The following is a 23,967-nucleotide window of genomic DNA, read 5'->3' on the forward strand; positions in this document are numbered from 1 at the left end:
CACCGAGCCGGCGATGTAACGTACCGTCATATTGTGATTATTCTCCGTGAATGACCTCTTCCGACGCCCCCGGCGACGCGACGGTGCCGGACGCGCGCTTCCTGTTCGCCAACGAGCGGACGTTCCTGGCCTGGAGCCGGACCGCGCTCGCGTTAGTGGCCGCCGGGCTGGCCGGCGTCCAGGTCCTGCGGCCCTTCCCCGGGGTCCCCTGGAGCCGTGACCTGCTCGGCGTTCCCCTCATGGTCCTCGGCGCCGTCATCGCGACGGTCGGGTACCTCGAGTTCCGGCGCAATCAACGGGCCCTGCACCAGCGGAGGCCGCTGCCGCGCTCGTGGCTGCCGACGATCCTGGCGGTGGCCGTGACCCTGACCGCCGTCACCTCGGTGGTCGTCGTCCTCGTGTCCACGGTGCGCGCCCGATGACCCCGCAGCCCCGGCGGGACCGCGACCCCGGCTCCGCCACGGAGCGCACGCGCCTGGCCTGGACACGGACCGCCGTCGCCGTGACCGCGCTGGCCGTGGCGATCGCGAAGGCCGCCCCGGCCGTCGGCCTGCCCGTCCTGGCGGCGACCGCCCTGGCGTGGGCGGTCTGCCGCCGTCGTCTCCGGCGCCTCACGCCGTACGGCTCCACGTGGCGGTTCCCGCTCACGACCGCGACCATCGTGGGGGTCTGCACGGCGGCCGTCGTCGCCGTGCTGCTCGGCGGCCGGCTCCCGCACTGAGTGATCGTTCCCGTCGGGCGGGAACAGGCCCGAGGCGGCGCAGACGAGGAGACTGAAGAGGCTTTTGTGGCCTTCTGTCTATTCAATGGCTTATTTCATGCCCTAAATTGTGGCGGCGGACACACTCACTGCCCGCCCGTCCGCGCAGCGGACGGACCTTTGCCGACAGCAGAGGCAGGCCGTAACCCGATGCACATTCGCGCGGCGCGAAGCCGCATGCCCCGCCCGGCGTTCCGTCGCCCCGGGCTCTCGTCCCGCCGGGCGACGGGCGCCGTACTCCTGTCCGGCGCCCTCCTGACCCTCGCGGTCCCCGGCGGGGTCGCCGCCGCGACGCCGCCGCGCGCGGCGGGCCCGGATCTCGGTCCGGGCGTCCTCGTCTTCGACCCGAGCATGCCGCAGTCCGACATCCAGGCGGCCGTGGACGCGGTCGCGCGGCAGCAGGTCGACGACGAGATGGGCACCCGGCGCTACGCCCTGCTGTTCAAGCCGGGCGTGTACGGGTCCGTGGACCATCCCCTGAAGTTCCAGGTCGGGTACTACACGGAGGTCGCGGGGCTCGGCCGGTCGCCGTCCGACGTGACGATCAACGGCTCGGTCGACGTCTTCAACCGCTGCCTGGCGGCGGACAACTGCATCGCGCTGGACAACTTCTGGCGCTCGATGTCGAACCTGACGATCAATCCGGCCGGCGGGTCCGGGTGCCGGACGAACACCGAGTTCTGGGCCGTGTCGCAGGCCGCGCCACTGCGCCGGGTCAAGATCACCGGTAACACCACGCTGATGGACTACTGCACCGCCGGGCCGCAGTACGCCAGCGGCGGCTTCATCGCCGACTCCGCGATCTCCGCGACGGTCGTCAGCGGTTCCCAGCAGCAGTTCTACACCCGCAACGGCAGCGTCGGCGGCTGGAGCAACGGCGTCTGGAACCAGGTGTTCTCCGGCGTGGCCGGCGCGCCGGCCCAGTCCTTCCCCAGCCCGCCGTACACCACGCTGGCGACCACCCCGGCGTCGAAGGAGAAGCCCTACCTCTACGTCGACGGTTCCGGCGCCTACCAGGTCTTCGTGCCGGGCGCCGCGCGCAACTCCCAGGGCACCACCTGGCAGGACGGTCCGACCCCTGGCCGTTCGCTGCCGCTGAGCTCCTTCTTCGTCGCGCGCCCCTCGGACCCCGTCTCGAAGATCGACTCGGCGCTCGCGCAGGGACGCAACCTGCTGCTGACCCCCGGCGTGTACGACGTGGCGCACAGCATCGCGGTCAAGCGCGCCGGCACCGTCGTGCTCGGCCTGGGCCTGGCCACCCTGACGGCGCAGCACGGCGCCGTCCCCCTGACCGTCGCCGACGTCCCGGACGTCGACATCGCCGGCCTGACCGTCGACGCCGGACCGGTCGAGTCCCCGGCACTGCTCCGGGTCGGCACGCCGCACGCCAAGGGCAGGGCGCACGCGTCCGACCCGCACCGGCCGACCGCCCTGCAGGACGTCTTCTTCCGCGTCGGCGGGCCGCACGCCGGCAAGGCCGCGACCAGCCTCGTGGTCAACGGCGACCACGTGATCCTGGACGACATCTGGGCGTGGCGCGCCGACCACGGCACCGGCGTGGGATGGACGCAGAACACCGCCGGCACCGGCGTCGTGGTGAACGGTGACGACGTGACCGCGACGGGCCTGTTCGTCGAGCACTACCAGAAGTACAACGTCGTCTGGACGGGCGAACGCGGCCGTACGGTGTTCTTCCAGAACGAGCTGCCCTACGACGCGCCCGACCAGGCGGCCTGGCGGCACGGCGACGTCGACGGCTGGGCGGCCTACAAGGTCGCCGACGGCGTCCGGACCCATGAGGCCTGGGGCCTGGGCAGCTACATCTACACCAACGTCGACCCCGACCTGCACGCCACCAACGCCTTCGAGGTGCCGGTCACGCCGGGGGTGCGGATGCACGACCTGCTCACCGTCTCGCTCAACAAGGCCGGGACGATCGACCACGTGATCAACGGGGTCGGCGCCCCGGTGACGCCGGCCTACCAGGGCCCGGCCGACGTCGTCTCCTACCCCTGATCCGCCGCGCGCCCGGCCGTCACGCCGACGGCACGGCGGCCGGGCGCGGGTTCCCGCGGAACCCGCGCGTGAGAAGCTCGTGAACTGGGCCGGTAAGGGCGAATCCGCCCTGAGCACGGGTGGATCAGGAGGGACGAGCGGTGGACGAGTTCGATGTCGTGGTGCTGGGCGCCGGGCCGACGGGGGAGAATCTCGCGGAGCGGGCCCACGCGGGCGGGCTGACCGTGGCGATCGTGGAGAGCGAGCTGGTGGGCGGGGAGTGCTCGTACTGGGCCTGCATGCCCAGCAAGGCGCTGCTGCGCCCGGCGGCGGCGCTCGCCGACGCCGCGAGGGTCGCGGGCGCGCGCGAGGCGGTGACCGGGGTCCTGGACGCGGCGGCGGTGCTGAAGCGCCGCGATGACTTCGCGTCGCACTGGAAGGACGACGGTCAGGTGAGCTGGCTGGACTCCGCCGGGATCACCCTGGTGCGCGGCCACGGCCGGCTGGACGGGGAGCGCCGCGTGGTCGTGGACACGCCCGACGGCGGGCGGCGCGCCCTGACGGCGCGGCACGCCGTGGCGGTGTGCACGGGAACGCGCGCGGCGCTGCCGGAGCTCCCCGGGCTGGCCGAGGTGCGCCCCTGGACCAGCCGCGAGGCGACGAGTTCCCCGCGGGTGCCGGACCGGCTGGCGGTGGTCGGCGGAGGCGTCGTCGCGGTCGAGATGGCCACCGCCTGGCGGGCGCTGGGCAGCGAGGTGACCCTGCTGGTACGCGGGGACCGCCTGCTGGCGAAGCTGGAGCCCTTCGCGGGAGAGTTGGTGGCGGAGAGCCTGCGGGAAACGGGCGTCGACGTGCGGTTCGGCACGTCGGTGACGGGGGTGCGCCGCGACGGCCCGGTGGTCCTGACGCTTAACGGCGGCGAGGCCCTGACGGCGGACGAGGTGCTGTTCGCGACCGGCCGGGTGCCGGCGACCTCCGATCTGGGCCTGGACACCGTCGGCCTCGAGGCGGGAAAGCCGATCGAGGTGGACGACACGGGCTTGGCGGCCGGCGTCTCCGGCGGCTGGCTCTACGCGGCCGGGGACGTCAACGGCCGGGCGCTGCTGACCCATCAGGGCAAGTACCAGGGACGGATCTTCGGCACGGCGATCGCCGACCGGGCCGCGGGCCGCGAGCTGGACCTGGCGCCGTGGGGGCGCAGCGTGGCCACCGCGGACGAGCGCGCGCTGCCGCAGGTCGTCTTCACCGACCCCGAGGTCGCGGCGGTCGGGCCCACCCTCGAACAGGCGGAGCGGCAGGGCCGCCGGGTGCGCGCGGTGGACTACGAGCTGGGCAACGTCGCCGGGTCCTCCCTCTACGCCGACGGATACCGGGGCCGCGCCCGCGCCGTGGTCGATCTCGACCGGGAGACGCTGCTGGGGGTGACCTTCGTCGGCGCCGGTGTCGCGGAGCTGCTCCACTCGGCGACGATCGCGGTCGCCGGAGAGGTCTCGATCGCGCGGCTGTGGCACGCGGTGCCGTCCTACCCCACGATCAGCGAGGTCTGGCTGCGCCTCCTGGAGACCTACCGCGGCTGACGCCCCCGCGGCCCGGTGGCCGGCTCCGTCCGCCGGCCACCGGGAACGCGGCACACGAGGTGACTACGACGCGGAGTCCCAGGCGATCTCCGGTGAGTGGTAGAAGTTCACGCCCATCGCCGTCCAGCGCGGGCCCTGGGCTGCCAGCCGCGTCCGGTACTCGTCCCACGACCGGCCGTGCTGCGGCGACCAGCCGATCTCGGCGATTCCGGCGAGGCGCGGGAACGCCATGTACTCGACCTCGTGGATGTTCGTGAGCGTCTCGCTCCAGATCGGGGCCTCCACGCCGCGTACGTCGTGCTCGGTCACGCCGGTGAAGATCGTGGTGGGATCCCACTGGTAGGACTGCTGGACGCTGACGTAACCGGCCCAGTGCAGGCCGTACGGCGAGTTCTTGTCGTACTGCATGTCCAGGTAGGCGTGGTTGGCGGGCGACAGGACCAGCGGAACGCCCTTCTGCACGGCCGCGGTGGCCAGCGGGTCGGCGACCGGGGTGTTCCCGTCGGCGATGCTCCAGTTCTGCGCCAGCGTCGCCGGGCCCGGCTTCACGTCCGCCTGCGCGATCTCGTTCCAGCCGATCATGTTCTTGCCGTGGGCGTGGACGATGGGCTGCAGCCGGTCGATGAACTTCACGTAGTCGGTGAGCGGGGTGCTGTGCGCCTCGTCGCCGCCGATGTGGACGTACGAGCCGGGGGTCAGCCTCGCCAGCTCCCCGACCACGTCGTCGAGGAACCGGTAGGTGACGTCCTTGTCGACGCACAGCGAACTGAAGCCGACGTCCGTGCCGGTGTAGAGCGGCGGCGCCTTGCCGTCGCAGTTCAGGTCCGCGTACGAGGCGAGCGCGGCGTTCGTGTGACTCGGGGTGTCGATCTCCGGGACGACGGTGATGAAGTGCCGCTGGGCGTAGGCGACGATGTCCTTGTACTGCGCCTGCGTGTAGTAACCGCCCGCGCCGCCGCCGACCTCCGTGCTGCCGCCGTACGTGGCGAGCCTCGGCCAGCTCTTGATCGCGATGCGCCAGCCCTGGTCGTCGCTGAGGTGCAGGTGCAAGGTGTTGATCTTGTAGAGCGAGATCTCGTCGATGTACCGCTTCACCTCGGCGACGGTGAAGAAGTGCCGGGACACGTCGAGCATCGCGCCGCGCCAGGCGAACCGCGGGCTGTCGGAGACGTGCACGGACGGGACGATCCAGGGGCCGGGCCGTACGCCGCGCGCCTCGACCTTGGCCGGCAGCAGCTGACGGAGCGTCTGGACGCCGTGGAACAGGCCGGCCGCGGTGGGGGCCTGGATCCGCACGCCGCCGCCGGTGACGTCGAGCCGGTATCCCTCCGTCCCCAGGCCGGGCGCCGGGGTCAGGCGCAGGGAGATGGCGTGCGGCGAGCCCTCGGATCCCGACACGACGGGGAGCCGGTACCCGGTCGACGGACGGATCAGTCCGGCCAGGAACGTCGCCACGCCGGCGGCGTCGCGGGAGCGCGACGCGACCACGATCCTCGTCGCGCGGGTGAGGGTGAAGGACCGCCCGGGCACGGTCCGCAGGGAGGCCGGAGCCGGGATGATCCGGGGCGCGGCCGTGGCGGCCTCCGCCCGCGGCGGCCCGGCCAGCGCCGTGACCAGTGGGATCACCGTGGTCACGGCCGCGGCCGCGGTGAGCCGTCTGCCCGGATGACCGGCCGTACGGCCGGCGCGCCGCCGGGGCTTCGGCGCGTCGAATGTTTTCTCCACCATGCACTAGATCGAACATAACTTTCCAAAAGCCGTCAAGAGGGGGGGAAGGACAGCAAGGCCACCTCTTTGCAAAGCACTGTCGAACTATTGCGTTAATCTGTCGTGAAATTTAGCCTCGGTGGTGCGTCCCCCACATGCCTCGCCCGGCAGGTGGCCCCGCCCAACGCGCCCCGCCCGCGTGCGGTCGGCGCTGTTCGAAACGAGAGGCGCAATGAGACCGAAGCACGCACGGCTGCGGTTGCTCGCAGGAGGCGCTGTCATCAGCCTCATCACATCCGTGGCCGCCGTCCTGGGGGCGGCGGCCCCCGCGTCCGCCGCGGACGGCCCGAACCTGGCGGCGGGAAAGACCGTCTCGGCCAGCAGTTACAACGACGTCTACGCCCCCGCCAACGCCAACGACGGGAACCAGTCGACCTACTGGGAGAGCGCCAACAACGCGTTCCCGCAGTGGATCCAGGTCGACCTCGGCGCGGCGGTCGGCACCGACAAGGTCGTGCTGAAGCTGCCGACCGCGAACTGGGGCGCGCGGACCGAGACGTTCGCCGTCCAGGGCAGCACCGACGGCACGAAGTACACCGACATCGTCGGCTCGGCCGCGCACACGTTCGACCCCGCGAGCAATAACACGGTGACCATCGGGTTCGGCACGGTCGTCACCCGGTACCTGCGGCTCAGCATCTCCGCCAACACGGGCTGGCCGGCCGGGCAGCTGTCGGAGTTCGAGGTGTACGGGCCGGCCACCGGCGACACCCAGGCGCCCACCGCGCCCACCGGCCTCGCCTACACCGAGCCCTCCTCCGGCCAGATCAAGCTGACGTGGAACGCCGCCACGGACAACGTGGGCGTGACCGGCTACGACGTGTACGCCAACGGGACGCTGCGCGGGAGCGTCGCGGGCAACGTCCTGACCTACACCGACACCCAGCCGGCCACCGCCACGGTCACCTACTACGTGCGGGCGAAGGACGCCGCCGGGAACCAGTCGCCGAACAGCGACACGGTCACCCGTACCGGCAGCGGCGGGACCGGCACGAACCTCGCCGCCGGCAAGCCGATCACGGCCTCGTCCCACATCTACGACTTCGTCGAGACGAACGCGAACGACGACAACGTGGGCACGTACTGGGAGGCCGCCGCCAACAGCTACCCGGACACCCTCACGGTGAACCTCCGGGCGAAGGCCGACGTCGGCTCCGTCGTCGTCAAACTCAACCCGGACGCCTCCTGGGGCCGGCGCACCCAGACCATCGAGGTGCTCGCCCGGCCGAACCACTCGGGCGATTTCACCAGCGTCGTCGCGGCCAAGACGTACACCTTCGACCCGGCGTCCGGGAACACGGTGACGATCCCGGTGACCACCACGGCCGCCGAGGTGCAGCTGAAGTTCACCGCCAACTCCGGCGCCACCGGCGGTCAGGTCGCCGAACTCCAGGTCATCGGCACCCCGGCCCCCGCGCCCGACCTGACGATCGGCGGCATGTCCTGGAGCCCGGCGTCGCCGACCGAGACCGACGCCGTCTCGCTCTCGGCGACCGTGAAGAACACCGGGACGGCGGCCTCCGACCCGACCGACGTCAATTTCTACCTGGCCGGGCAGAAGGTCGGCACCGCGGCGGTCGGCGCGCTCGCGGCCGGCGCCTCGAGCACGGTGACGGCGTCCGCCGGGACCCGCGCCGCGGGGACCTACCAGCTCAGCGGCAAGGTCGACGAGGCCGACAACGTCCTGGAGCTGAACGAGGACAACAACTCCTACACGAACCCGACGTCGCTGACGGTGGCGCCCGTCGCCAGCTCCGACCTGGTCGCCTCGTCGGTGACCTGGACGCCCGGCAATCCCGCGAGCGGCAACACCGTGACGTTCAGCGTGGCGGTGAAGAACCAGGGCACCGTGGCGGCGGGCTCCGGCTCGCACGGCATCACGCTCACGCTCCTCGACGCGAACGGCGCGACCGTGAAGACGCTCACCGGCTCGGTCGACGGGACCATCGCCGCGGGCGCCACCGCGGCCCCCGTGACCCTTGGATCGTGGACGGCGGTCAACGGCCGGTACACCGTCAAGGTCGTGCTGGCCAACGACGCGAACGAGCTGCCGGTCAAGCAGGCCAACAACACCAGCAGCACCCCGCTCTTCGTCGGGCGCGGCGCGAACATGCCGTACGACACGTACGAGGCCGAGGACGGCGTCCTGGCCGGTGGGGCGACGGTCGTCGGCCCGAACCGCACGATCGGCGACCTGGCCGGTGAGGCGTCCGGCCGCCGCGCGGTGAAGCTGGCCACCACCGGCAGCAGCGTGGAGTTCACCACCAAGGCGAGCACCAACACGCTCGTCACGCGCTTCGCGATCCCCGACGCGCCGGGCGGCGGCGGGATCAACTCGACCCTGGACGTCTACGTCGACGGGACGTTCCTCAAGTCGATCGACCTGACCTCGCACTTCGCGTGGCTGTACGGCAGCGAGACGAGCCCGGGCAACTCGCCGGACTCCTCACCGCGGCACATCTACGACGAGGCGCACGTCATGCTCGGCACGACCGTGCCGGCCGGGCACAAGATCAGGCTGCAGAAGGACGCGGCCAACACGGCGGCCTACTACTCGATCGACTTCGTCGACACCGAGCAGGTCGCGCCCCTCGCCAACCCCGACCCCTCCAAGTACGCCGTGCCGGCCGGGTTCACCCAGCAGGACGTGCAGAACGCGCTGGACAAGGTGCGCCAGGACTCCACCCTGGTCGGCGTGTACCTGCCCGCGGGCACGTACCAGACGTCCGGCAAGCTCCAGGTGTACGGCAAGGCGATCAAGCTGGTCGGCGCCGGCCCCTGGTACACCCAGTTCCAGGCGCCCACCGGCCAGGAGAACACCGACATCGGCATCCGGGCGGACGCGACGGCGAACGGCTCGACCTTCTCCGGCTTCGCCTACTTCGGCAACTACACCTCGCGGATCGACGGGCCGGGCAAGGTGTTCGACCTCCAGAACGTCGCCAACGACACGATCGACAACATCTGGGTCGAGCACATGGTCTGCATGTACTGGGGCAACAACACCGACCACATGACGATCACGAACTCCAGGATCCGGGACACGTACGCCGACGGCGTCAACATGACCAACGGCAGCTCCGACAACCTGGTGTCCAATGACGAGGCCCGCACGACCGGGGACGACAGCTTCGCGCTGTTCGCCGCGACCGACTCCGGCGGCACCGGCGAGAAGAACAACGTCTTCCAGAACCTCACGGCGATCCTGCCGTGGCGCGCGGCGGGTGTCGCGGTGTACGGCGGACAGGACAACACCGTCAAGAACGTCTACATCGCCGACACGCTGACCTACTCCGGCATCACGATCAGCTCGCTCGACTTCGGCTACCCGATGGAGGACTTCGGACCGGACCAGACGACCTTCGGCAACATCTCGATCGTGCGGGCCGGTGGCCACTTCTGGGGCGCGCAGACCTTCCCCGCCATCTGGATGTTCTCCGCCTCGAAGCAGTTCCGGGCGATCCGGGTCAGTGACGTGGACATCGTCGACCCGACGTACTCCGGGATCATGTTCCAGACCGACTACGACACCAGCGGCCGGGCGATGAACCCGGTCACCGACACCGTGCTCACCAACGTCACCATCACGGGCGCGCACAAGAGCGGCGACGCCTACGACGCCAAGTCGGGCTTCGGTCTCTGGGCCAACGAGCTGCCCGAGCCAGGTCAGGGCCCGGCGGTGGGCTCGGTCACCTTCCACAACCTGAAGATGAGCGACAACGCGGTCGACATCAGGAACACGACCTCCACCTTCACCATCGACGTCCAGCCGTAGGAGACGGCGAGACGCCCGGCCGGAGCATCCCCGGCCGGGCGTTTCTCATGTCGAGAAGCGTCCTCCTCCGTTCGTCGTCCTGATGGACAATCCCCCGTCGGAGGAGGAGACATGAGATACCTGCTGCTCGTCTGCGTCGATGAGGACGTGGAGCGGAACGCCGACCCCGGCGCCTGGATCGAGGAGATGGAGGGCCGGGGCGTACGGCTGACGGGCAACCGGCTGCGTCCGGTACGTGACTCGACCACGGTGCGCCGGAGGAACGGCGAAGTGATCATCGCGGACGGGCCGTTCGCGGAGACCAAGGAGCAGATCGGCGGCTTCGACATCCTGGAGTGCGCCGATCTCGACGAGGCGATCGAGGTGGCCTCGAAGCACCCGGCGGCGGCGTTCGGAACGATCGAACTGCGGCCGTTCTGGACCGAGTGAACGCCCGGGACGCCGTCGCCGCCGCCTACCGCGACGAACGGGCCAGAGCGCTGGCGACGCTCATCCGCCTCACCGGCGACTGGGAACTGGCCGAGGAGTGCGTCCAGGAGGCCTTCGAGGCCGCCCTCCTGCACTGGCCCGGCGAGGGCGTCCCCCGCCGGCCCGGGGCGTGGCTGACCACCACCGCGCGCAACCGCGCCCTGGACCGGCTCCGCCGCACCACGGTCGAGGCGGCGAAGCTCAAGGAGGCGACCGGAGTGGCGGACGCCGGGGACGACGGGTGGGACGACGACCGCCTGCGGCTGATCTTCACGTGCTGCCATCCCGCGCTCCCGCTGGGCGCCCGGGTCGCGCTCACCCTGCGGACGGTCGCCGGTCTGACCTCCTCGCCCTGATGCTGCTCCACCACTCCCGCGTCGACGCGCGTACGGACTCCACGGGGGTGCTGATCCCGCTGGAGGAGCAGGACCGGACCCGGTGGCACCACGAGATGATCGGCGAGGGGGTCCGGCTCCTCACCGGCACGGTGACGCCGTACCAGCTCCAGGCCGCCATCGCGGCCTGCCACGCCACCGCGGCCACCGCCGGGGAGACGGACTGGGCGCGGATCGCGGCTCTGTACGAGCGCCTGGCGGGCTTCGCGGCCTCCCCCTTCGTGGAGCTGAACCGGGCGGTCGCGGTCGCGATGGCGGAGGGACCGGCGGCCGGGCTCGTCCTCGTCGACGCGATCACCGACGCGGGCGCGCTGGAGGGCTACCCCCTGCTCCCGGCGACCCGCGCGGACCTGCTGCGCCGCCTCGGCCGGTGGGCGGAGGCCGAGAACGCCTACCGGCAGGCGCTCGCCCTGGCACCCGGCGACTCCGAGCGGACCTACCTGCGCCGCCGCATCGACGAGGTACGCGCCCGGCTCGGCTGACCCCGCCGAAAGGAGATCGCGCCGCATCGGCGACCTGCCGAGACGAGGTCGGGCGGATCGGTGACTCTGCCGAGACGAGGTCGGGCGGATCGGTGACCCTGCCGAGACCAGGTCGGGCGGATCGGCCGGCCTGTCGAGAAGCGCCTCGCGCCGTTCGTCGTCTCGGCGGACCCGGCTTCTCCCGGGACGGCGATGGCAGGAGGCGCGATGACGATCCAGGACCCGACCACCCCGACCGCCCCGACCGCACCGGCGCCGCCGGCCGCGCGGGCCGCGTGCGCCGGCCGGTGGCCCGCGACCGCCGTCTTCCTCCTCAACGGGCTGACGCTGTCGACGTACATCGTGCGGCTGCCCGCGCTGAAGGACGAACATCACCTGACGGACGGTCAGGTCGGGACGATCGGGGTGCTGTTCGCCGTGGCGGCGCTGGCGTCCATGCAGTTCGTCGGGCCGCTGGTGGCCCGGTTCGGGAGCCGGACCGTGCTGCGCGTCTCTCTCGCCGCCATGCCGCTGCTGCTGGGCGCCGTCGGCCTGGCCGGCGGGTCCGTCGCCTTCGCGGTGGCCGTGACCGCGCTCGGCGCCGTACACGGGGCGACGGACGCCGCCATGAACGCGCACGCCCTGACGGTGGAGCGGCTCGCCGGGCGGCCGGTGCTGAACGGCTGCCACGCCGCCTGGAGCGTCAGCGCGGTCGCCGCGTCCCTGGCCGCGACCGTCTCCGCGCACACCGGCGTCGGATCCGCGACACATCTCTGCGTCGCCGCCGCCGTCCTCCTGGCCGGTGGGCCGGCGGTCGGTCCGTTCCTGCTGCCCGCGGCGGCGGACCGCCGTACGGACCCGGCGCCGAAGGGCGGTCGCGCGGGACTGCGCGGCGCGTGGACGGGGAAGGTCGTCGGGCTGGGCCTGACCGGCACCGTGCTGATGGTCTGCGAGGGCGCGGCGCTCGGCTGGGGCGCGATCTTCCTCCATGAGGGCAGAGGCGTCTCGCTCGGCCTGGCCACGGCCGCGGTGACCGCCTACACGGCGGGTCAGACCGGTGGTCGGCTGATCGGGGACCGCCTGACCGCGCGGCATGGGGCCACGCTCGTGTTCCGCGCGGGCGGGCTGGTCGCGGCGTGCGGCCTGACGGCGGCCGTGCTCGTCCCGTACCCGTCCGCCGCCGTCGCCGGGTTCGCCGTCGCGGGCCTCGGCGGATCCGTGCTGGTCCCTCTCGTCTTCAGCGCGGTCGCGCGGAACGACGGCACCGGTCACGACGCGGCGACCCTGGTCTCACGGCTCACGACCTTCACGTACGCCGGCGTCCTCCTCGGCCCCGCCCTCATCGGCTCCGCCGCGGAGGCCATCGGCCTGGCCGCGACGCTGGCCGCCCTGATCCCGCTGCTCCTCACCGTGGCACTGTTCGGCCCGATCCGCCGTGGAAACGATCAGTCGGCGCGGTGACGGCGGAAGCGGTGGTAGACGAAGCGGGCCAGGACGATCACGGCCAGGCCGGCCAGCAGGTAGATCTGGTAGCGGAAGGCCTGCTGGGAGATCGCCCCGATGTGGGTGCCCACCGCGTACCCCAGTCCCGTCCACAGGCCGACCCACAGCACCGCGCCCAGCGCGTTGAAGGCCAGGAAGCGAGGCCAGTGCATCCCGGTGATGCCGGCGAGGATCCCGTTGGCCTGGCGAAACCCCTCGATGAAGCGGGCGATCGTCACGACCTTCCCGCCGTGCCGGACGAAGAACTGCTCCGCCCGCCGAAGGCGCTCGGGCGTCAGGAGCACGTAACGGCCCCACCGGTGGGCGAGGGCGCAGCCGCCGGTGCGGCCGATCAGATAGCCGACGTTGTCCCCCGCCACCGCCGCCACGACGGCGATGACGCCGAGGATGACGACGTTCAGCCGCCCGGCCCCCGCGTACACGGACGCGGCGATCAGGATCGTCTCGCCGGGAACGGGAATGCCGAAGTCCTCCACGAAGATCAGCACCCCGACCGCGGCGTAACCGTAGTGATCGAGTACCGGGGCCAGGTGGGCCAGCGGCCCGGGCAGCGGCGGCGCCATGCCCTTCCCCTACCCGGTCCTGGTTCAGGCCTCCTCCATCGCCTCGCCGAGGGCGTGGAGCACCCGGCTGTGCTGCTGGTCGGCGAGCAGGTGCCCGGCGCCGATCGCCAGTGCGACCGGCCACTCGACCAGCTCCAGAGCGGCGAGGACGCCCAGCCCGGCGTAGTAGACCAGCTTCTCGGGCCGAGGCAGCATCACCTGTCCCAGGACCGGCAGTTCGACACGGCTGCCCAAGTGATGTTCGACCTTCTCGATCGCGGATTCCCTCATGGCACGGCACCTTCGGGCTCGGCATCGCCGTCACCACGACGTACCCCTTCTGACCGGGCCGCATGCTCCGCGGACGGGGCACCCGAAAAGCGGTTGCCGGCCGACACGGCGCGGGCCACACTCCTGCGGTGACCGACACGCCGTACGAGGATGGCCGCGCGGGGATCGACGCGGGGCTGGTACGGCGGCTGCTCGCGGCGCAGTTCCCGCAGTGGAGCGACCTGCCGGTCCGGCCGGTGGAGGTCGACGGGTGGGACAACCGCACCTACCGCCTCGGGAACGAGATGACGGTGCGCCTGCCGACCGCGGCGGGCTACGCCCCGGCGATCGACAAGGAACACCGCTGGCTGCCGGTCCTCGCCCCGTGTCTCCCGGTCGAGATCCCGATCCCGCTCGCGAAGGGGACGCCGGGCGAGGGGTACCCGTTCGACTGGTCGGTCCGCCGCTGGCTGGACGGACGGCTCGCCCGGCGGGAGCGCATCCCCGACCTGCCCGCGTTCGCCGCCGACCTGGCCGGTTTCATCCGCGCCCTGCAGCGCGTCGACGCCACCGGCGGGCCGGCGGCGGGCGCGCACAGCTGGTACCGGGGCGCCGCCCTGACGCACTACGACGACGAGACGCGGCGCTGTCTCGCCGCGCTCGACGGCCGCGTCGACACCCGCCGCGCGTCGGCCGTGTGGGACGCCGCCCTGAAAGCCGAGTGGAAGGGCGCGCCGGTGTGGTTCCACGGCGACGTCGCCGTCAACAACCTGCTGGTCAGAGACGGGAGACTGGCCGCCGTCATCGACTTCGGCACCTCGGGCGTCGGCGACCCGGCCTGCGACCTGGTGATCGCGTGGACGTTCTTCGCCGGCGGGAGCCGGGAGACGTTCCGTACCGCCGTCGGCCAGGACCCGGCCACCTGGGCGCGCGCCCGCGGCTGGGCCCTGTGGAAGGCCCTCCTCGGCCTCACCGCCCCGGACGCCGACGACGCCCGGATCGCCGCCGACCGCCGCGTGGTCGAGGAGATCCTGGCCGATCACGAGTCACGGTCCCGTATGACCGAGTGAAGGATCACACGGCGGCGCCGGCGCCCTTTACAAAGTACGTGTGGGGCACGGGATACCGGGTCGAACACGCTGAACCGCCCGCGATTCCGGAGGGCGCCGAGCCGCCTGCCGACCCTGCCGCCTGCACGCAGAGTCGAGATGTGGGATCATTGTCCTTGCCGCCCTCGATGACCGAGGACGGCAAGGACCGGTAACGATGTCCTGACCTCCCCCGTCTTCGACGGACGGCGTCACCGTCCGGGGGCCGCGCAACCGCACGGTCCACCGAGGACGTCTCGGGCGAGCAGATCGCACTGATGACCACGGACGGGATCCTGGTCGGCGACCTCGCCCCGGACTCGACGGCGAGTCCGAACGACGGCCATCGCCCTTCGGCGGTGTCCGTCACGCGGAGGCCGGCACGCTTCCGTTACCGGCTGATCCACAGGAAGAGCCCGTGAAAATCCCCCGCGATCTACGACAGCTCGCCCGGCGCGCCGAAGCCGCCGGGTGGACCATCACCCTGACCAGCAACAACCATCTCGCCTGGAAGCCGCCGTCAGGGCGCACCGTCTTCTGCCCGTCGACGCCGTCGGATCACCGCTCCGTCCAGAACGTCATCGGCAAGCTCCGGCGTGCCGGCCTGAACACCCGCTGACGTTCGGCGGTTCGGATGAGACGGCTCTGGAGGGTCCGTTCGCGTCACCGCGCCGGGCAGCGCGCGAGACGGTCGAGGACCTGCGCCAGCGACGCGTTAGTGAGGTCGCGGACCCGCGCGTACTCCTGCTCCGGATACTGCCGGGGCCCGTTCTCCACCAACATGATCAGGTAGAGGTAGGCCCGGTAGAGGTCGAGACGGACGCGGGCCGCCGGGGTCAGCTCCAGCGGGGTCACCTCGCGGTAGCCCGCCAGCAGGGGGTCGTCCTCGCGCAGCTCGCCGAAGATGGTCGGCGTGGCGAACTCCGCCAGCGGGTCGCCCCAGAACGCGCGTTCGTGATCGATGATCGCCTGGATCCGCGGCGTGGCGGTGAGGTCGAGAAAGACGTTCCCCCGCCACACGTCGAAGTGCACGAGACGCGGTGTCACCACCTCGTCCAGGACGGGCGCGGCGGCGGTGAGCATCGCGCCGATCTCCTCGGCCGGCAGCGGCAACGGCGTCGGGTACCGCTCGACGTCGGCCAGCAGCGCCCCCGCCATCGCGAGGTACGCCGCGCGCCAGGTCGTCCCGGTGATCCCCGCGTACGGGTAGCCGAAGACGGTGCCGGTGACCGTGTGCAGCCGCGCGAGGTGGCGGCCCAGCTCGCGGCGGAGTGCGTCCTCCCCCGCCGGCTCGACGTCGTTCCACGAGACGCCGTCGAGCGCGCCGAGCAGCAGGAGGTCGCCCCCGAGCACCGGATCGTCGAACACCGCGCCGAGCAGCGGCGGCACCGGAACCCCCGCCGCGGCGGCCAGCCCGTACGCCTCCGCCTCGGTCCGCAGCAGGAAGCGCTCGTAGCTGAGCTGTTCGAGGTCATGCGGCGGCGCCAGCTTGAGCACCACCTCGCGGCCGTCGTCGAGGGTGAGCCGCCAGACCGCGTTGGCGAACCCGTCCGTCAGCTCGGTCGACGCGACCACCCCGGCACCGAGGACCCGCCGCGCCAGCGCGTCCAGTTCGGCGCCGCTCAGGCGGCGCTTGGTCCTGCTGTCCACGGCCTCGATTCTGCGGCCTGGCCGATCGCCGGTCCACCGTTCTCCGTCGCCGCCCTCGCGGGACGGCGGGGGCCGTCAGATCACGCGGTCCGGCCGCCGGCCGATCCGGCCTTCCGGACACGGGTGTTCTGCATCCCGGTTCGGGCAGCAGGCCACGGTCAGGTCGATGAAGTTCCCGCCTCTGAGCCACCAGGCCCAGACGACGTCGTTGCCCCGGCGCAGGGTGTCGAGGGCGTTGGCGGTCATGGTCTCCAGGGAGGGCGCCTGGAGCTGCCGGTCCAGGTGCATGCGCTGGTCGGCGACGTCGGTGTACTGCCGGGCCAGCCAGGTCACCGCCTCGCCGGGGTCGTCCCAGGTGCCCTTGACCATTCGGGCGGGTTTGCTGAGCCAGGCGCTGGTGGCCTCGGGTGGGACGACGGCGGTCTGGAACTCGGGCGTTCCGGGGCGGCGTGCGTCGTCGAACGGTTTGATCGCCTCGCCGGGACCTCGGTAGAGGTACGCATGGAAGTGCACGGATCAGTCCCTAAGATCGTGGGAGGCGTCCCCCCGACTTCGCCTCGGGGGGACGCCCTGTCACTCACCGCATGCCGATGACGGCGATCTCGACGCAGGCCTCACCGTCCTCACCGGTATAGCCACCGCACCGGCGCACGGCCTTGCGCCACACCGCTTCATTCACGAACCCCACCTCCTCCCTGTCCTCGCCGTGGCCCTCCGCGAGCAGCGGAGGGAGGTTCAGGAGGCGGGCATCGTCTCGGTGCCCTGCGAACCCGGCAGGGACGGACGGGGCCAGGTCTCGGCGATGGCCTGGCGGAACTCGGCCAGCACCCGGCCGTACAGCGCCCAGCGTTGCTGTTCCAGCTCCCGCTGGCCGCGACCGCGGATCTTGTACCTGCCGGACGCGGAGACGGCGACCCACTCCCGGGTGAGCGGGTCCTCTTGGACGGTGAAGCCGGGGATCACCGGCACCGGCCGCTGTGCGGTCACCGGACGAGACCGGCGATGTCGGCCCGGGACAGGGTCGCCCCGGGCTTGACGAGCACGGCATGGACGATCTTGTCGATCTCCGAGACCTCGGCCCAGAGGTGGTCGGCCACGGCCGCACTGATGAGGACGCCCCGCCCACTGGTGTCCATCGGATCGGGCCGCCTCCTCCTCGGCAGCGCTCCGGGATACGGATCCCGGACACGCAGGTGGGTCCAGCGGGTCCTGGTCTCGACGCCGAGCCAGATGTCCGCGTCCACCTGAGACGGCGGAGCTCCTAAGGTCCGGACGCAGGTGAGGGCGTTGGTGACCAGCTCGGAGGTCACCAGCTCGACGTCGTAGACGAAGTCCGGATCAGCGGACCCCAGCCGGTCGCGCACCAACCGCCGCGCGTCCGCGACAGCCGACGGCAGAGGGGGAATCCGGGTCCAGCCCGGACCTGGAACGCAGACCTTCGCGATCTGGCTCGATCTTCTCGGTGATGGGACGCATTGCGTCATGGAGGCTCCTCGGGGGACGAAGAGTCGCTACTCAAAGTAGGAACTCAGTCACGATGCGCTCCACTATGCTCCACCTATTAGCTAATTCGCAATGAGGTTCATGCTAATAGTCAAGATCTATTAGGCATTTTGTGGCGAGTGTCCGCTTCTGTGGCGAAAGCCCTACGATCAGTGACGCTCAACGAGAGAGGACAGCTCAGATGGCCGACGCCAGGCACAGCCCAACGGTCCGCCGTCGTCGACTCGCCCGGGAACTCCGGAGGCTCCGCGAGGCGGCGGGTCTGACCGCCGACGAGGTCAACCGCCGACTCGAATGGGCGAACGGCAAGGTAAACAAGTTGGAACGCGCATTGACCGTCCGGCCGCGCGTCACCGATGTCCGAGTGCTCCTCGAGACCTATAACGTGACCGACCAGGCAATCCGGGAAGCACTCTTCGACCTGACCCGCCAGGCCCGCCAGCGCGGATGGTGGACCGCGTACGGACCACTCGATGACAACTACGTCGAGTTCGAGGCCGAGGCAGCGAGAATCAGCACCTACGAGCTCGCCATCATCCCCGGCTTGCTGCAGACGCCGGAATACGCCCGCGCGATCCAGCGAGGCTCGATGAAGAACGAAGATGAGATCGAGAACCTCGTCCAGCTCCGCATGGAGCGCCAGAAGATCCTCACGGACAAGAACCCACCGAAGTTGTGGGCGGTCATCGACGAGAACGCCTTGACCCGTTCCTTCGGCTCACAGGAGGCCAAGGTCGGCCAACTCCAACGGCTCATAGACACCGAGCACCTGGAACACGTCACCGTCCAGGTCATGCCGATGAACATTGCTCCGCACGCAGGCCTTCACGGCTCATTCGTGATCCTGGACTATGAGGATGATCCGAGCCTGGTCTACTGCGAGGCACGGCCGGGCTCCTCCTATGTGGAAGGCGCCCCCGCAGTTGAGGAACGACGGAGCGTCTTTCAGTTCCTGAGCGCGACCGCGCTCGGGCCTGATGAGTCGATCGCCTGGCTCAGGCGGTTGGCGGAAGATGAATGAGGGAGTGCAGCGTGTCCCAGTCCCCCACCAGCAGCTGGCGCAAGAGCAGCCACTCCGGCGGCGGATCCGGCAACTGTGTCGAAATCGCCGTCGTCGGCGAGTCGCAGCGCGCGTAAGGCCGGAAGTGCGCAGCCCCAGGAGTGCTCCTGGGGCCTGCGCCATGTCGGGGGCCGGGTCGACGGCACCTGATCACTGGCACCTACTGTGCTTAGACGGCAGCATCCGCCAGTGATCAAAGGTGCTGCAGGACTTCGCCGCCGCCGTGGTCGGGTTGCCGTCGATGTGGCGGGTCGATGACCGGTTTGCCGTGTTCGGGACGTCACTGCCGACGGCACGGTGACCGGTCGGCCGGCCGGCCGGGTGGCTCGTTCGGCGCAGGGGATCACGCGCGGGTCATCTCATAGCTCGCGGTCATGGCTACGGACAGGTCGCCGTCCCCGCCGATGGTCGCCACCGTCTTCGCGGCGCCGACGCGCGCCAGGTAGACCATGCCGCTCAGGGCCAGTGCATGCGCCTGCTCGTCACCGCCGAGCCCCTTGACACCACGCCGACCAGGCCACGGCCGCGGTGGCCGCGGCCGCCCGCGCCGGTGTTTTCGCACGCCCCGCGGGCCACGACACCGATCGGTCAGGTGCTCCAGGAAGCGGGGGCTATGACCCACAGTGCCTCGGAGGTGGCGGTCTCGTCCGGGTTGAGCCAGCTGTGCGGCTCTCGGCCCGAGAACGTCAGCGTGTCGCCCTCGGCCAGCGTCACCACCGAATCGCTGAACCGCACCTGAAGAGTACCGCGCAGCACGTGGACGACCTCGACCTCGCAGTTCAGCGTGTACAGCTCGTCCCCGCCGGTGGCGCCCGGCCCAGTGACGGAGCGGATCAGCTGGACCCTTCCCTGGCCGCGTGGGGTCAGCAGGCGCTCGTCCGCGCCCTGGCCGGTGAGCTGGATCTTCGGGGCGTCGCCGGCCCGTACGACGTCGTTCTTCGGGGCGGTGAACAGCTCGCCGACGGGCAGCGACAGCGCGGCGCACACCGTCACGAGCGTCGACACGCTCGGCGAGGTGACATCCCGCTCGATCCGGCTGATGAAACCCTTGGTCAGGCCGGTGCTCTGCGCGACCTGGTCGATCGTGAGCCCCTGGCGCTGCCGCGCGTCGCGCAGCCGGGCGCCGATGCGCGGCTCCTGGCCGCCGGCATCGATCGGCACTGACTTCATCCGGCCCCTTCGTCCTGTCACCGGCCCGGACCGGCGGCGCGGCGGTTGCGGCCGGTCTAGGTCGCCGCCCGCACTCTACTTGTTTCTTGGCAGGAAACTCCCGTTGCTCTATGGTTATCACGCCAGGTAGCCGAGAGGACCCCATGTCAGACCATCTGCCTCGCACGACCGAGAACGGCCACGTCGGTCCCGTGGTGGCCGGCGTCGTGCCCCGCTTCGCCGGGCCCGCGACGTTCGCCCGGCTGCCGCGGCTCGACGAGGTCTCCGACGTCGACGTCGCCGTGGTGGGCGTGCCCTTCGACACCGGGGTCAGCTACCGGCCGGGCGCCCGCTTCGGTCCCGCGCACGTACGGGAGTCGTCGCGGCTCCTGCGCCCGTACAACCCGGCGCTGGACGTCGGCCCGTTCGGCCGGCAGCAGGTGGCCGACGCGGGCGACATCGCGGTCAATCCCTTCTCGATCGACGAGGCCGTGCGGCAGATCGAGGCGGGCTCGGACGCGCTCCTCGACCGGGCGGGCCGGTTGCTGACCATCGGCGGCGACCACACGATCGCGCTGCCGCTGCTGCGGTCGCTGACCCGCCGCCACGGCCCGGTCGCGGTCGTCCACTTCGACGCGCACCTCGACACCTGGGACACCTACTTCGGCGCGGCCACCACGCACGGCACGCCGTTCCGGCGGGCGTCCGAGGAGGGCCTGCTCGACCTGTCCGGCTGCCTGCACGTCGGGATCCGGGGCCCGCTGTACGACGCGGCGGACCTGACCGCCGACGCCGAGCTCGGCTTCCAGATCGTGCACGCCCGCGAGATGGAGGACCTGGGCACGCGCGGCGTCGCCGAGCGGATCCGTGAGCGGGTCGGCGAGCGGCCGGTCTATGTCTCGGTCGACATCGACGTTCTCGACCCGGCGTTCGCGCCCGGCACGGGCACTCCGGAGTCCGGCGGCCTGCTCAGCCGTGAGCTGCTGGCCCTCCTGCGCGTGTTCGCCGACCTGGAGCTCGTCGGCGCCGACGTCGTCGAGGTCGCCCCGGCCTACGACCACGCGGAGATCACCGGGATCGCGGCCTCGCACGCGGCGTACGAGCTGCTGTCGGCGATGGCCCTGAGCCGTACATAACGCCAGTTACGGGTACGCCGTACGTAACATCGCACGCACCGTTTGGAGAAGCACAGCATGACCCCGCCCCCCGGCATCGAACAGCGCCGCATCCTCAAGACGGCGATCCCCGGTCCCCGCTCGGCCGAACTGCACGCGCGCAAGAACGCCGCGGTCTCCGCGGGCGTCTCCACCGGCCTTCCCGTCTACGTCGAGCGCGCCGGCGGCGGCATCCTGGTCGACATCGACGGCAACCAGCTGATCGACTTCGGCTCGGGCATCGCGGTCACCACGGTCGGCAACGCCGCCCCGCGCGTGGTCGAGCGGGTGCAGGCGCAGGTCGCCGACTTCACCCACACCTGCTTCATGATCACCCCGTACGCCGAGTACGTGGAGGTCGCCGAGGCCCTGAACGAGCTGACGCCGGGCGAGCACGAGAAGCGCTCCGCGCTGTTCAACTCCGGCGCCGAGGCCGTGGAGAACGCCGTCAAGATCGCTCGCTCGTACACCGGCCGGTCGGCCATCGTGGCCTTCGACCACGCCTACCACGGGCGCACGAACCTGACCATGGCGCTCACCGCGAAGAACATGCCCTACAAGCACCGCTTCGGGCCGTTCGCCAATGAGATCTACCGGGTGCCGATGGCGTACCCGTACCGCTGGCCCACGGGCCCGGAGAACTGCGCCGACGAGGCGTTCGAGGCGTTCGTCTCCCAGCTGCACGCCCAGGTCGGCGAGGAGAACACCGCCGCCGTGATCATCGAGCCGATCCAGGGCGAGGGCGGGTTCATCGTGCCGCCCGCCGACTACCTCGCGCGGATCGCGGAGTGGTGCCACGACAACGGCATCCTGCTGATCGCCGACGAGATCCAGACCGGGTTCTGCCGCACCGGCGACTGGTTCGCCTGCGACCACGAGGGCGTCGTCCCCGACCTGATCACCACCGCGAAGGGCATCGCCGGCGGGCTGCCGCTCGCCGCGGTGACCGGGCGCGCCCAGGTGATGGACGCCGTCCACGGCGGCGGCCTCGGCGGCACGTACGGCGGCAACCCGGTCGCCTGCGCGGGCGCCCTCGGCGCGATCGAGACGATGCAGGCCGAGGACCTGCCGGCGCGGGCCCGCGCGATCGAGGCGCTGTTCGTGCCCCGGCTGCGGGAGATGGCCGCCAAGTTCCCCCAGATCGGCGACGTCCGGGGCCGCGGCGCGATGCTCGCGATCGAGCTGGTGTCCGACCCCGAGGCCAAGACCCCGGACGCCGGGCTGACCGCCGCGGTGAACCGCGCCTGCCACGCCGCCGGCCTGGTCACCCTGACGGCGGGGACCTACGGCAACGTGCTGCGGTTCCTGCCCCCGCTGTCCATCACCGACGAGCTGCTGGCCGAGGGCCTCGACATCCTCGAGCAGGCCTTCGCCGCGTCCGTCTGAGCCCCCTGAGGACGAAGTCATGTCAGACGTCACTCCGTTCTACCTGTCCGGCGTGCCCACGACCGGTACGGACACCCTCGAGGTGACCTCCCCCTGGGACGGTTCCGTCGTCGGCGTCGTCTCCGTGCCGACCGACGCCCAGATCGAGCAGGCCGTCGCCGACCTCGACGCCGTACGGCGGGAGGCCCAGGCGACCCCCGCGCACGTACGGGCCGCGGCCCTCGACCACATCTCGGCGCGGCTCGCCGAGCGCGCCGAGGAGATCGCCCGGCTGATCACCGCGGAGAACGGCAAGCCCCTGCTCTGGGCGCGCGGGGAGGTCTCCCGCGCGGTCTCGACGTTCCGCTGGGCTGCCGAGGAGGCCCGCCGGTTCTCCGGTGACCTGCAGCGGCTGGACACCGAGGCGGCGGCGACCGGACGGCTCGCCGTCGTACGGCGCTTCCCACGCGGCCCGGTGCTGGGCATCGCGCCGTTCAACTTCCCGCTGAACCTGGTCGCGCACAAGGTCGCTCCGGCCATCGCGGTCGGCGCCCCGATCCTGGTGAAGCCGGCGCCGGCCACGCCGCTGTCCGCGCTTCTGCTCGGGGAGATCATCGCGGAGACGGACCTGCCGCCCCGGATGGTCTCGGTGCTGCCGGTGCCGAACGACCGGATGTCCGCCCTGGTCGACGACGCGCGGCTCCCGGTCATCTCGTTCACCGGCTCCGGCCCGGTCGGCTGGGCGATCCAGCGGCAGGCGCCGCGCAAGCACGTCACGCTGGAACTCGGCGGCAACGCCGCCGTCGTGGTGAACGACGACTGGCCGGACCTGCCCGGCGCGGCGCGCCGGATCGCGCTGTTCGCCAACTACCAGGCGGGTCAGTCCTGCATCTCCGTCCAGCGTGTGCTCGTCCACTCGGGCATCTACGACGCGTTCGTCGCCGACCTCGTCGCCGAGGTGGAGAAGCTGCCGACCGGCGACCCGACGGCCGACGGCGTCCAGGTCGGCCCGGTGATCAACGACGCGGCGGCCGAGCGGATCACGGACTGGATCGACGAGGCCCGCCGGGGCGGCGCTTCGGTCCTGGCCGGCGGCGGCCGCGACGGCCGTACCGTGGCGCCGACCGTCCTCGCCGATGTCCCCGCCGGGTCCGCGCTGGCGGAGGAGGAGGTCTTCGGCCCGGTCCTCACGGTCGCCCCGTTCCGCGACCTGGACGAGGCGTTCGACCTCGTCAACGCCTCCAAGTACGGGCTGCAGGCGGGGATCTTCACCACCGACGTGCAGGCGGCCTTCCGCGCCCACCGCGACCTGGAGGTCGGCGGGGTGATCGTCGGGGACGTCCCCAGCTTCCGCGCGGACCAGATGCCGTACGGCGGCTGGAAGGACTCCGGCGTCGGGCGGGAGGGCGTCCGGGCCGCGATGAACGACCTCACCGAGGACCGCGTCCTGGTCCTCACCGGCCTCGACCTCTGACGACCGCCCCC

The 23,967-nt window shown here is 71.5% G+C and carries 24 protein-coding genes; 16 read left to right on the plus strand and 8 right to left on the minus strand.

Annotated features, from left to right (window positions below):
- The first annotated feature begins 50 nt into the window (after positions 1-50).
- From NDW01_RS30065 to NDW01_RS44010, 4 genes are all read left to right on the plus strand, one after another.
- On the plus strand, positions 51-422 hold the full coding sequence (locus NDW01_RS30065) for a YidH family protein (RefSeq protein ID WP_252827701.1): 372 nt from the start codon (positions 51-53) through the stop codon (positions 420-422).
- A complete protein-coding gene (locus NDW01_RS30070; RefSeq protein ID WP_252827702.1) occupies positions 419-721 on the plus strand; it encodes a DUF202 domain-containing protein in 303 nt (100 codons plus the stop codon). Before NDW01_RS30065 ends, NDW01_RS30070 begins: the two co-directional genes overlap by 4 nt.
- Positions 722-937: 216 nt before the next feature.
- On the plus strand, positions 938-2,776 hold the full coding sequence (locus tag NDW01_RS30075) for an adenylyl cyclase (protein ID WP_252827703.1): 1,839 nt from the start codon (positions 938-940) through the stop codon (positions 2,774-2,776).
- Between the two features lie 140 nt (positions 2,777-2,916).
- Complete coding sequence (locus NDW01_RS44010) at positions 2,917-4,332, plus strand: dihydrolipoyl dehydrogenase family protein (RefSeq protein WP_252827704.1); 1,416 nt, start codon at positions 2,917-2,919, stop codon at positions 4,330-4,332.
- Between the two features lie 63 nt (positions 4,333-4,395).
- On the opposite strand, the gene NDW01_RS30085 is transcribed toward NDW01_RS44010, so the two are convergent.
- Complete coding sequence (locus tag NDW01_RS30085; protein ID WP_305883830.1) at positions 4,396-6,060, minus strand: beta-N-acetylhexosaminidase; 1,665 nt, start codon at positions 6,058-6,060, stop codon at positions 4,396-4,398.
- Between the two features lie 211 nt (positions 6,061-6,271).
- Between NDW01_RS30085 and NDW01_RS30090 the strand changes: the two genes are divergently transcribed.
- From NDW01_RS30090 to NDW01_RS30105, 5 genes are all read left to right on the plus strand, one after another.
- Entirely contained in the window at positions 6,272-9,874 is a 3,603-nt protein-coding gene (locus NDW01_RS30090; protein WP_252827705.1) for a discoidin domain-containing protein, read from the plus strand.
- A 111-nt stretch (positions 9,875-9,985) separates the two neighbouring features.
- Positions 9,986-10,303 (plus strand): YciI family protein, encoded by a 318-nt coding sequence (locus tag NDW01_RS30095; RefSeq protein WP_252827706.1) that lies wholly within the window; start codon positions 9,986-9,988, stop codon positions 10,301-10,303.
- Complete coding sequence (locus tag NDW01_RS44015) at positions 10,300-10,698, plus strand: sigma factor (protein ID WP_308211820.1); 399 nt, start codon at positions 10,300-10,302, stop codon at positions 10,696-10,698. The genes NDW01_RS30095 and NDW01_RS44015 overlap by 4 nt, the downstream gene beginning before the upstream one ends.
- Positions 10,698-11,219, plus strand: a complete 522-nt coding sequence (locus tag NDW01_RS44020) for a DUF6596 domain-containing protein (RefSeq protein ID WP_308211821.1) — start codon at positions 10,698-10,700, stop codon at positions 11,217-11,219. The genes NDW01_RS44015 and NDW01_RS44020 overlap by 1 nt, the downstream gene beginning before the upstream one ends.
- A 207-nt stretch (positions 11,220-11,426) precedes the next feature.
- The gene (locus NDW01_RS30105) at positions 11,427-12,659 is read left to right on the plus strand and encodes an MFS transporter (protein WP_252827707.1); all 1,233 of its coding nucleotides are present in this window, start codon (positions 11,427-11,429) and stop codon (positions 12,657-12,659) included.
- Here the strand turns inward: NDW01_RS30105 and NDW01_RS30110 are convergent.
- On the minus strand, positions 12,644-13,264 hold the full coding sequence (locus tag NDW01_RS30110; RefSeq protein WP_252827708.1) for a DedA family protein: 621 nt from the start codon (positions 13,262-13,264) through the stop codon (positions 12,644-12,646). The genes NDW01_RS30105 and NDW01_RS30110 overlap by 16 nt on opposite strands.
- Positions 13,265-13,288: 24 nt before the next feature.
- Positions 13,289-13,534, minus strand: a complete 246-nt coding sequence (locus tag NDW01_RS30115) for a hypothetical protein (RefSeq protein WP_252827709.1) — start codon at positions 13,532-13,534, stop codon at positions 13,289-13,291.
- Between the two features lie 128 nt (positions 13,535-13,662).
- On the opposite strand from NDW01_RS30115, the gene NDW01_RS30120 reads away from it, so the two are divergent.
- Both NDW01_RS30120 and NDW01_RS30125 read left to right on the plus strand, forming a co-directional pair.
- The gene (locus tag NDW01_RS30120; RefSeq protein WP_252827710.1) at positions 13,663-14,583 is read left to right on the plus strand and encodes an aminoglycoside phosphotransferase family protein; all 921 of its coding nucleotides are present in this window, start codon (positions 13,663-13,665) and stop codon (positions 14,581-14,583) included.
- A 436-nt stretch (positions 14,584-15,019) separates the two neighbouring features.
- Positions 15,020-15,220, plus strand: coding sequence for a hypothetical protein (locus tag NDW01_RS30125; protein ID WP_252779205.1), 201 nt, complete (start codon positions 15,020-15,022; stop codon positions 15,218-15,220).
- A 44-nt stretch (positions 15,221-15,264) separates the two neighbouring features.
- On the opposite strand, the gene NDW01_RS30130 is transcribed toward NDW01_RS30125, so the two are convergent.
- From NDW01_RS30130 to NDW01_RS30145, 4 genes are all read right to left on the minus strand, one after another.
- Complete coding sequence (locus NDW01_RS30130; RefSeq protein WP_252827711.1) at positions 15,265-16,251, minus strand: phosphotransferase family protein; 987 nt, start codon at positions 16,249-16,251, stop codon at positions 15,265-15,267.
- 75 nt (positions 16,252-16,326) lie between these two features.
- Positions 16,327-16,764 (minus strand): hypothetical protein, encoded by a 438-nt coding sequence (locus tag NDW01_RS30135; protein WP_252827712.1) that lies wholly within the window; start codon positions 16,762-16,764, stop codon positions 16,327-16,329.
- 222 nt (positions 16,765-16,986) lie between these two features.
- On the minus strand, positions 16,987-17,238 hold the full coding sequence (locus NDW01_RS30140) for a hypothetical protein (protein WP_252827713.1): 252 nt from the start codon (positions 17,236-17,238) through the stop codon (positions 16,987-16,989).
- Positions 17,235-17,735 carry an ATP-binding protein gene (locus tag NDW01_RS30145; RefSeq protein WP_252827714.1) on the minus strand — a complete coding sequence of 167 codons (501 nt, stop codon included), beginning with the start codon at positions 17,733-17,735 and terminating at the stop codon, positions 17,235-17,237. Before NDW01_RS30145 ends, NDW01_RS30140 begins: the two co-directional genes overlap by 4 nt.
- Positions 17,736-17,935: 200 nt before the next feature.
- On the opposite strand from NDW01_RS30145, the gene NDW01_RS30150 reads away from it, so the two are divergent.
- Both NDW01_RS30150 and NDW01_RS30155 read left to right on the plus strand, forming a co-directional pair.
- The gene (locus NDW01_RS30150) at positions 17,936-18,775 is read left to right on the plus strand and encodes a helix-turn-helix domain-containing protein (protein WP_252827715.1); all 840 of its coding nucleotides are present in this window, start codon (positions 17,936-17,938) and stop codon (positions 18,773-18,775) included.
- An 11-nt stretch (positions 18,776-18,786) separates the two neighbouring features.
- Positions 18,787-18,891 carry a DUF397 domain-containing protein gene (locus tag NDW01_RS30155; RefSeq protein WP_252827716.1) on the plus strand — a complete coding sequence of 35 codons (105 nt, stop codon included), beginning with the start codon at positions 18,787-18,789 and terminating at the stop codon, positions 18,889-18,891.
- A gap of 511 nt (positions 18,892-19,402) precedes the next feature.
- Here the strand turns inward: NDW01_RS30155 and NDW01_RS30160 are convergent.
- Positions 19,403-19,984: a helix-turn-helix domain-containing protein gene (locus NDW01_RS30160; RefSeq protein ID WP_252827717.1), complete on the minus strand. Its 582-nt coding sequence runs from the start codon at positions 19,982-19,984 to the stop codon at positions 19,403-19,405.
- A gap of 143 nt (positions 19,985-20,127) precedes the next feature.
- On the opposite strand from NDW01_RS30160, the gene speB reads away from it, so the two are divergent.
- Genes speB through NDW01_RS30175 form a run of 3 tightly spaced genes read left to right on the plus strand, consistent with a single transcriptional unit; the run spans position 20,128 to position 23,956 of the window.
- Complete coding sequence (speB, locus tag NDW01_RS30165) at positions 20,128-21,099, plus strand: agmatinase (RefSeq protein ID WP_252827718.1); 972 nt, start codon at positions 20,128-20,130, stop codon at positions 21,097-21,099.
- Positions 21,100-21,156: 57 nt separating this feature from the next.
- Positions 21,157-22,503 carry a 4-aminobutyrate--2-oxoglutarate transaminase gene (gene gabT, locus NDW01_RS30170; protein ID WP_252827719.1) on the plus strand — a complete coding sequence of 449 codons (1,347 nt, stop codon included), beginning with the start codon at positions 21,157-21,159 and terminating at the stop codon, positions 22,501-22,503.
- 19 nt (positions 22,504-22,522) lie between these two features.
- Positions 22,523-23,956 carry an aldehyde dehydrogenase family protein gene (locus tag NDW01_RS30175; RefSeq protein ID WP_252827720.1) on the plus strand — a complete coding sequence of 478 codons (1,434 nt, stop codon included), beginning with the start codon at positions 22,523-22,525 and terminating at the stop codon, positions 23,954-23,956.
- Positions 23,957-23,967: the final 11 nt, after the last annotated feature.

Origin of the sequence: Actinoallomurus soli, from assembly GCF_024055715.1 — a bacterium.
In the GTDB taxonomy this organism is placed as follows: Bacteria; Actinomycetota; Actinomycetes; order Streptosporangiales; family Streptosporangiaceae; genus Actinoallomurus; species Actinoallomurus soli.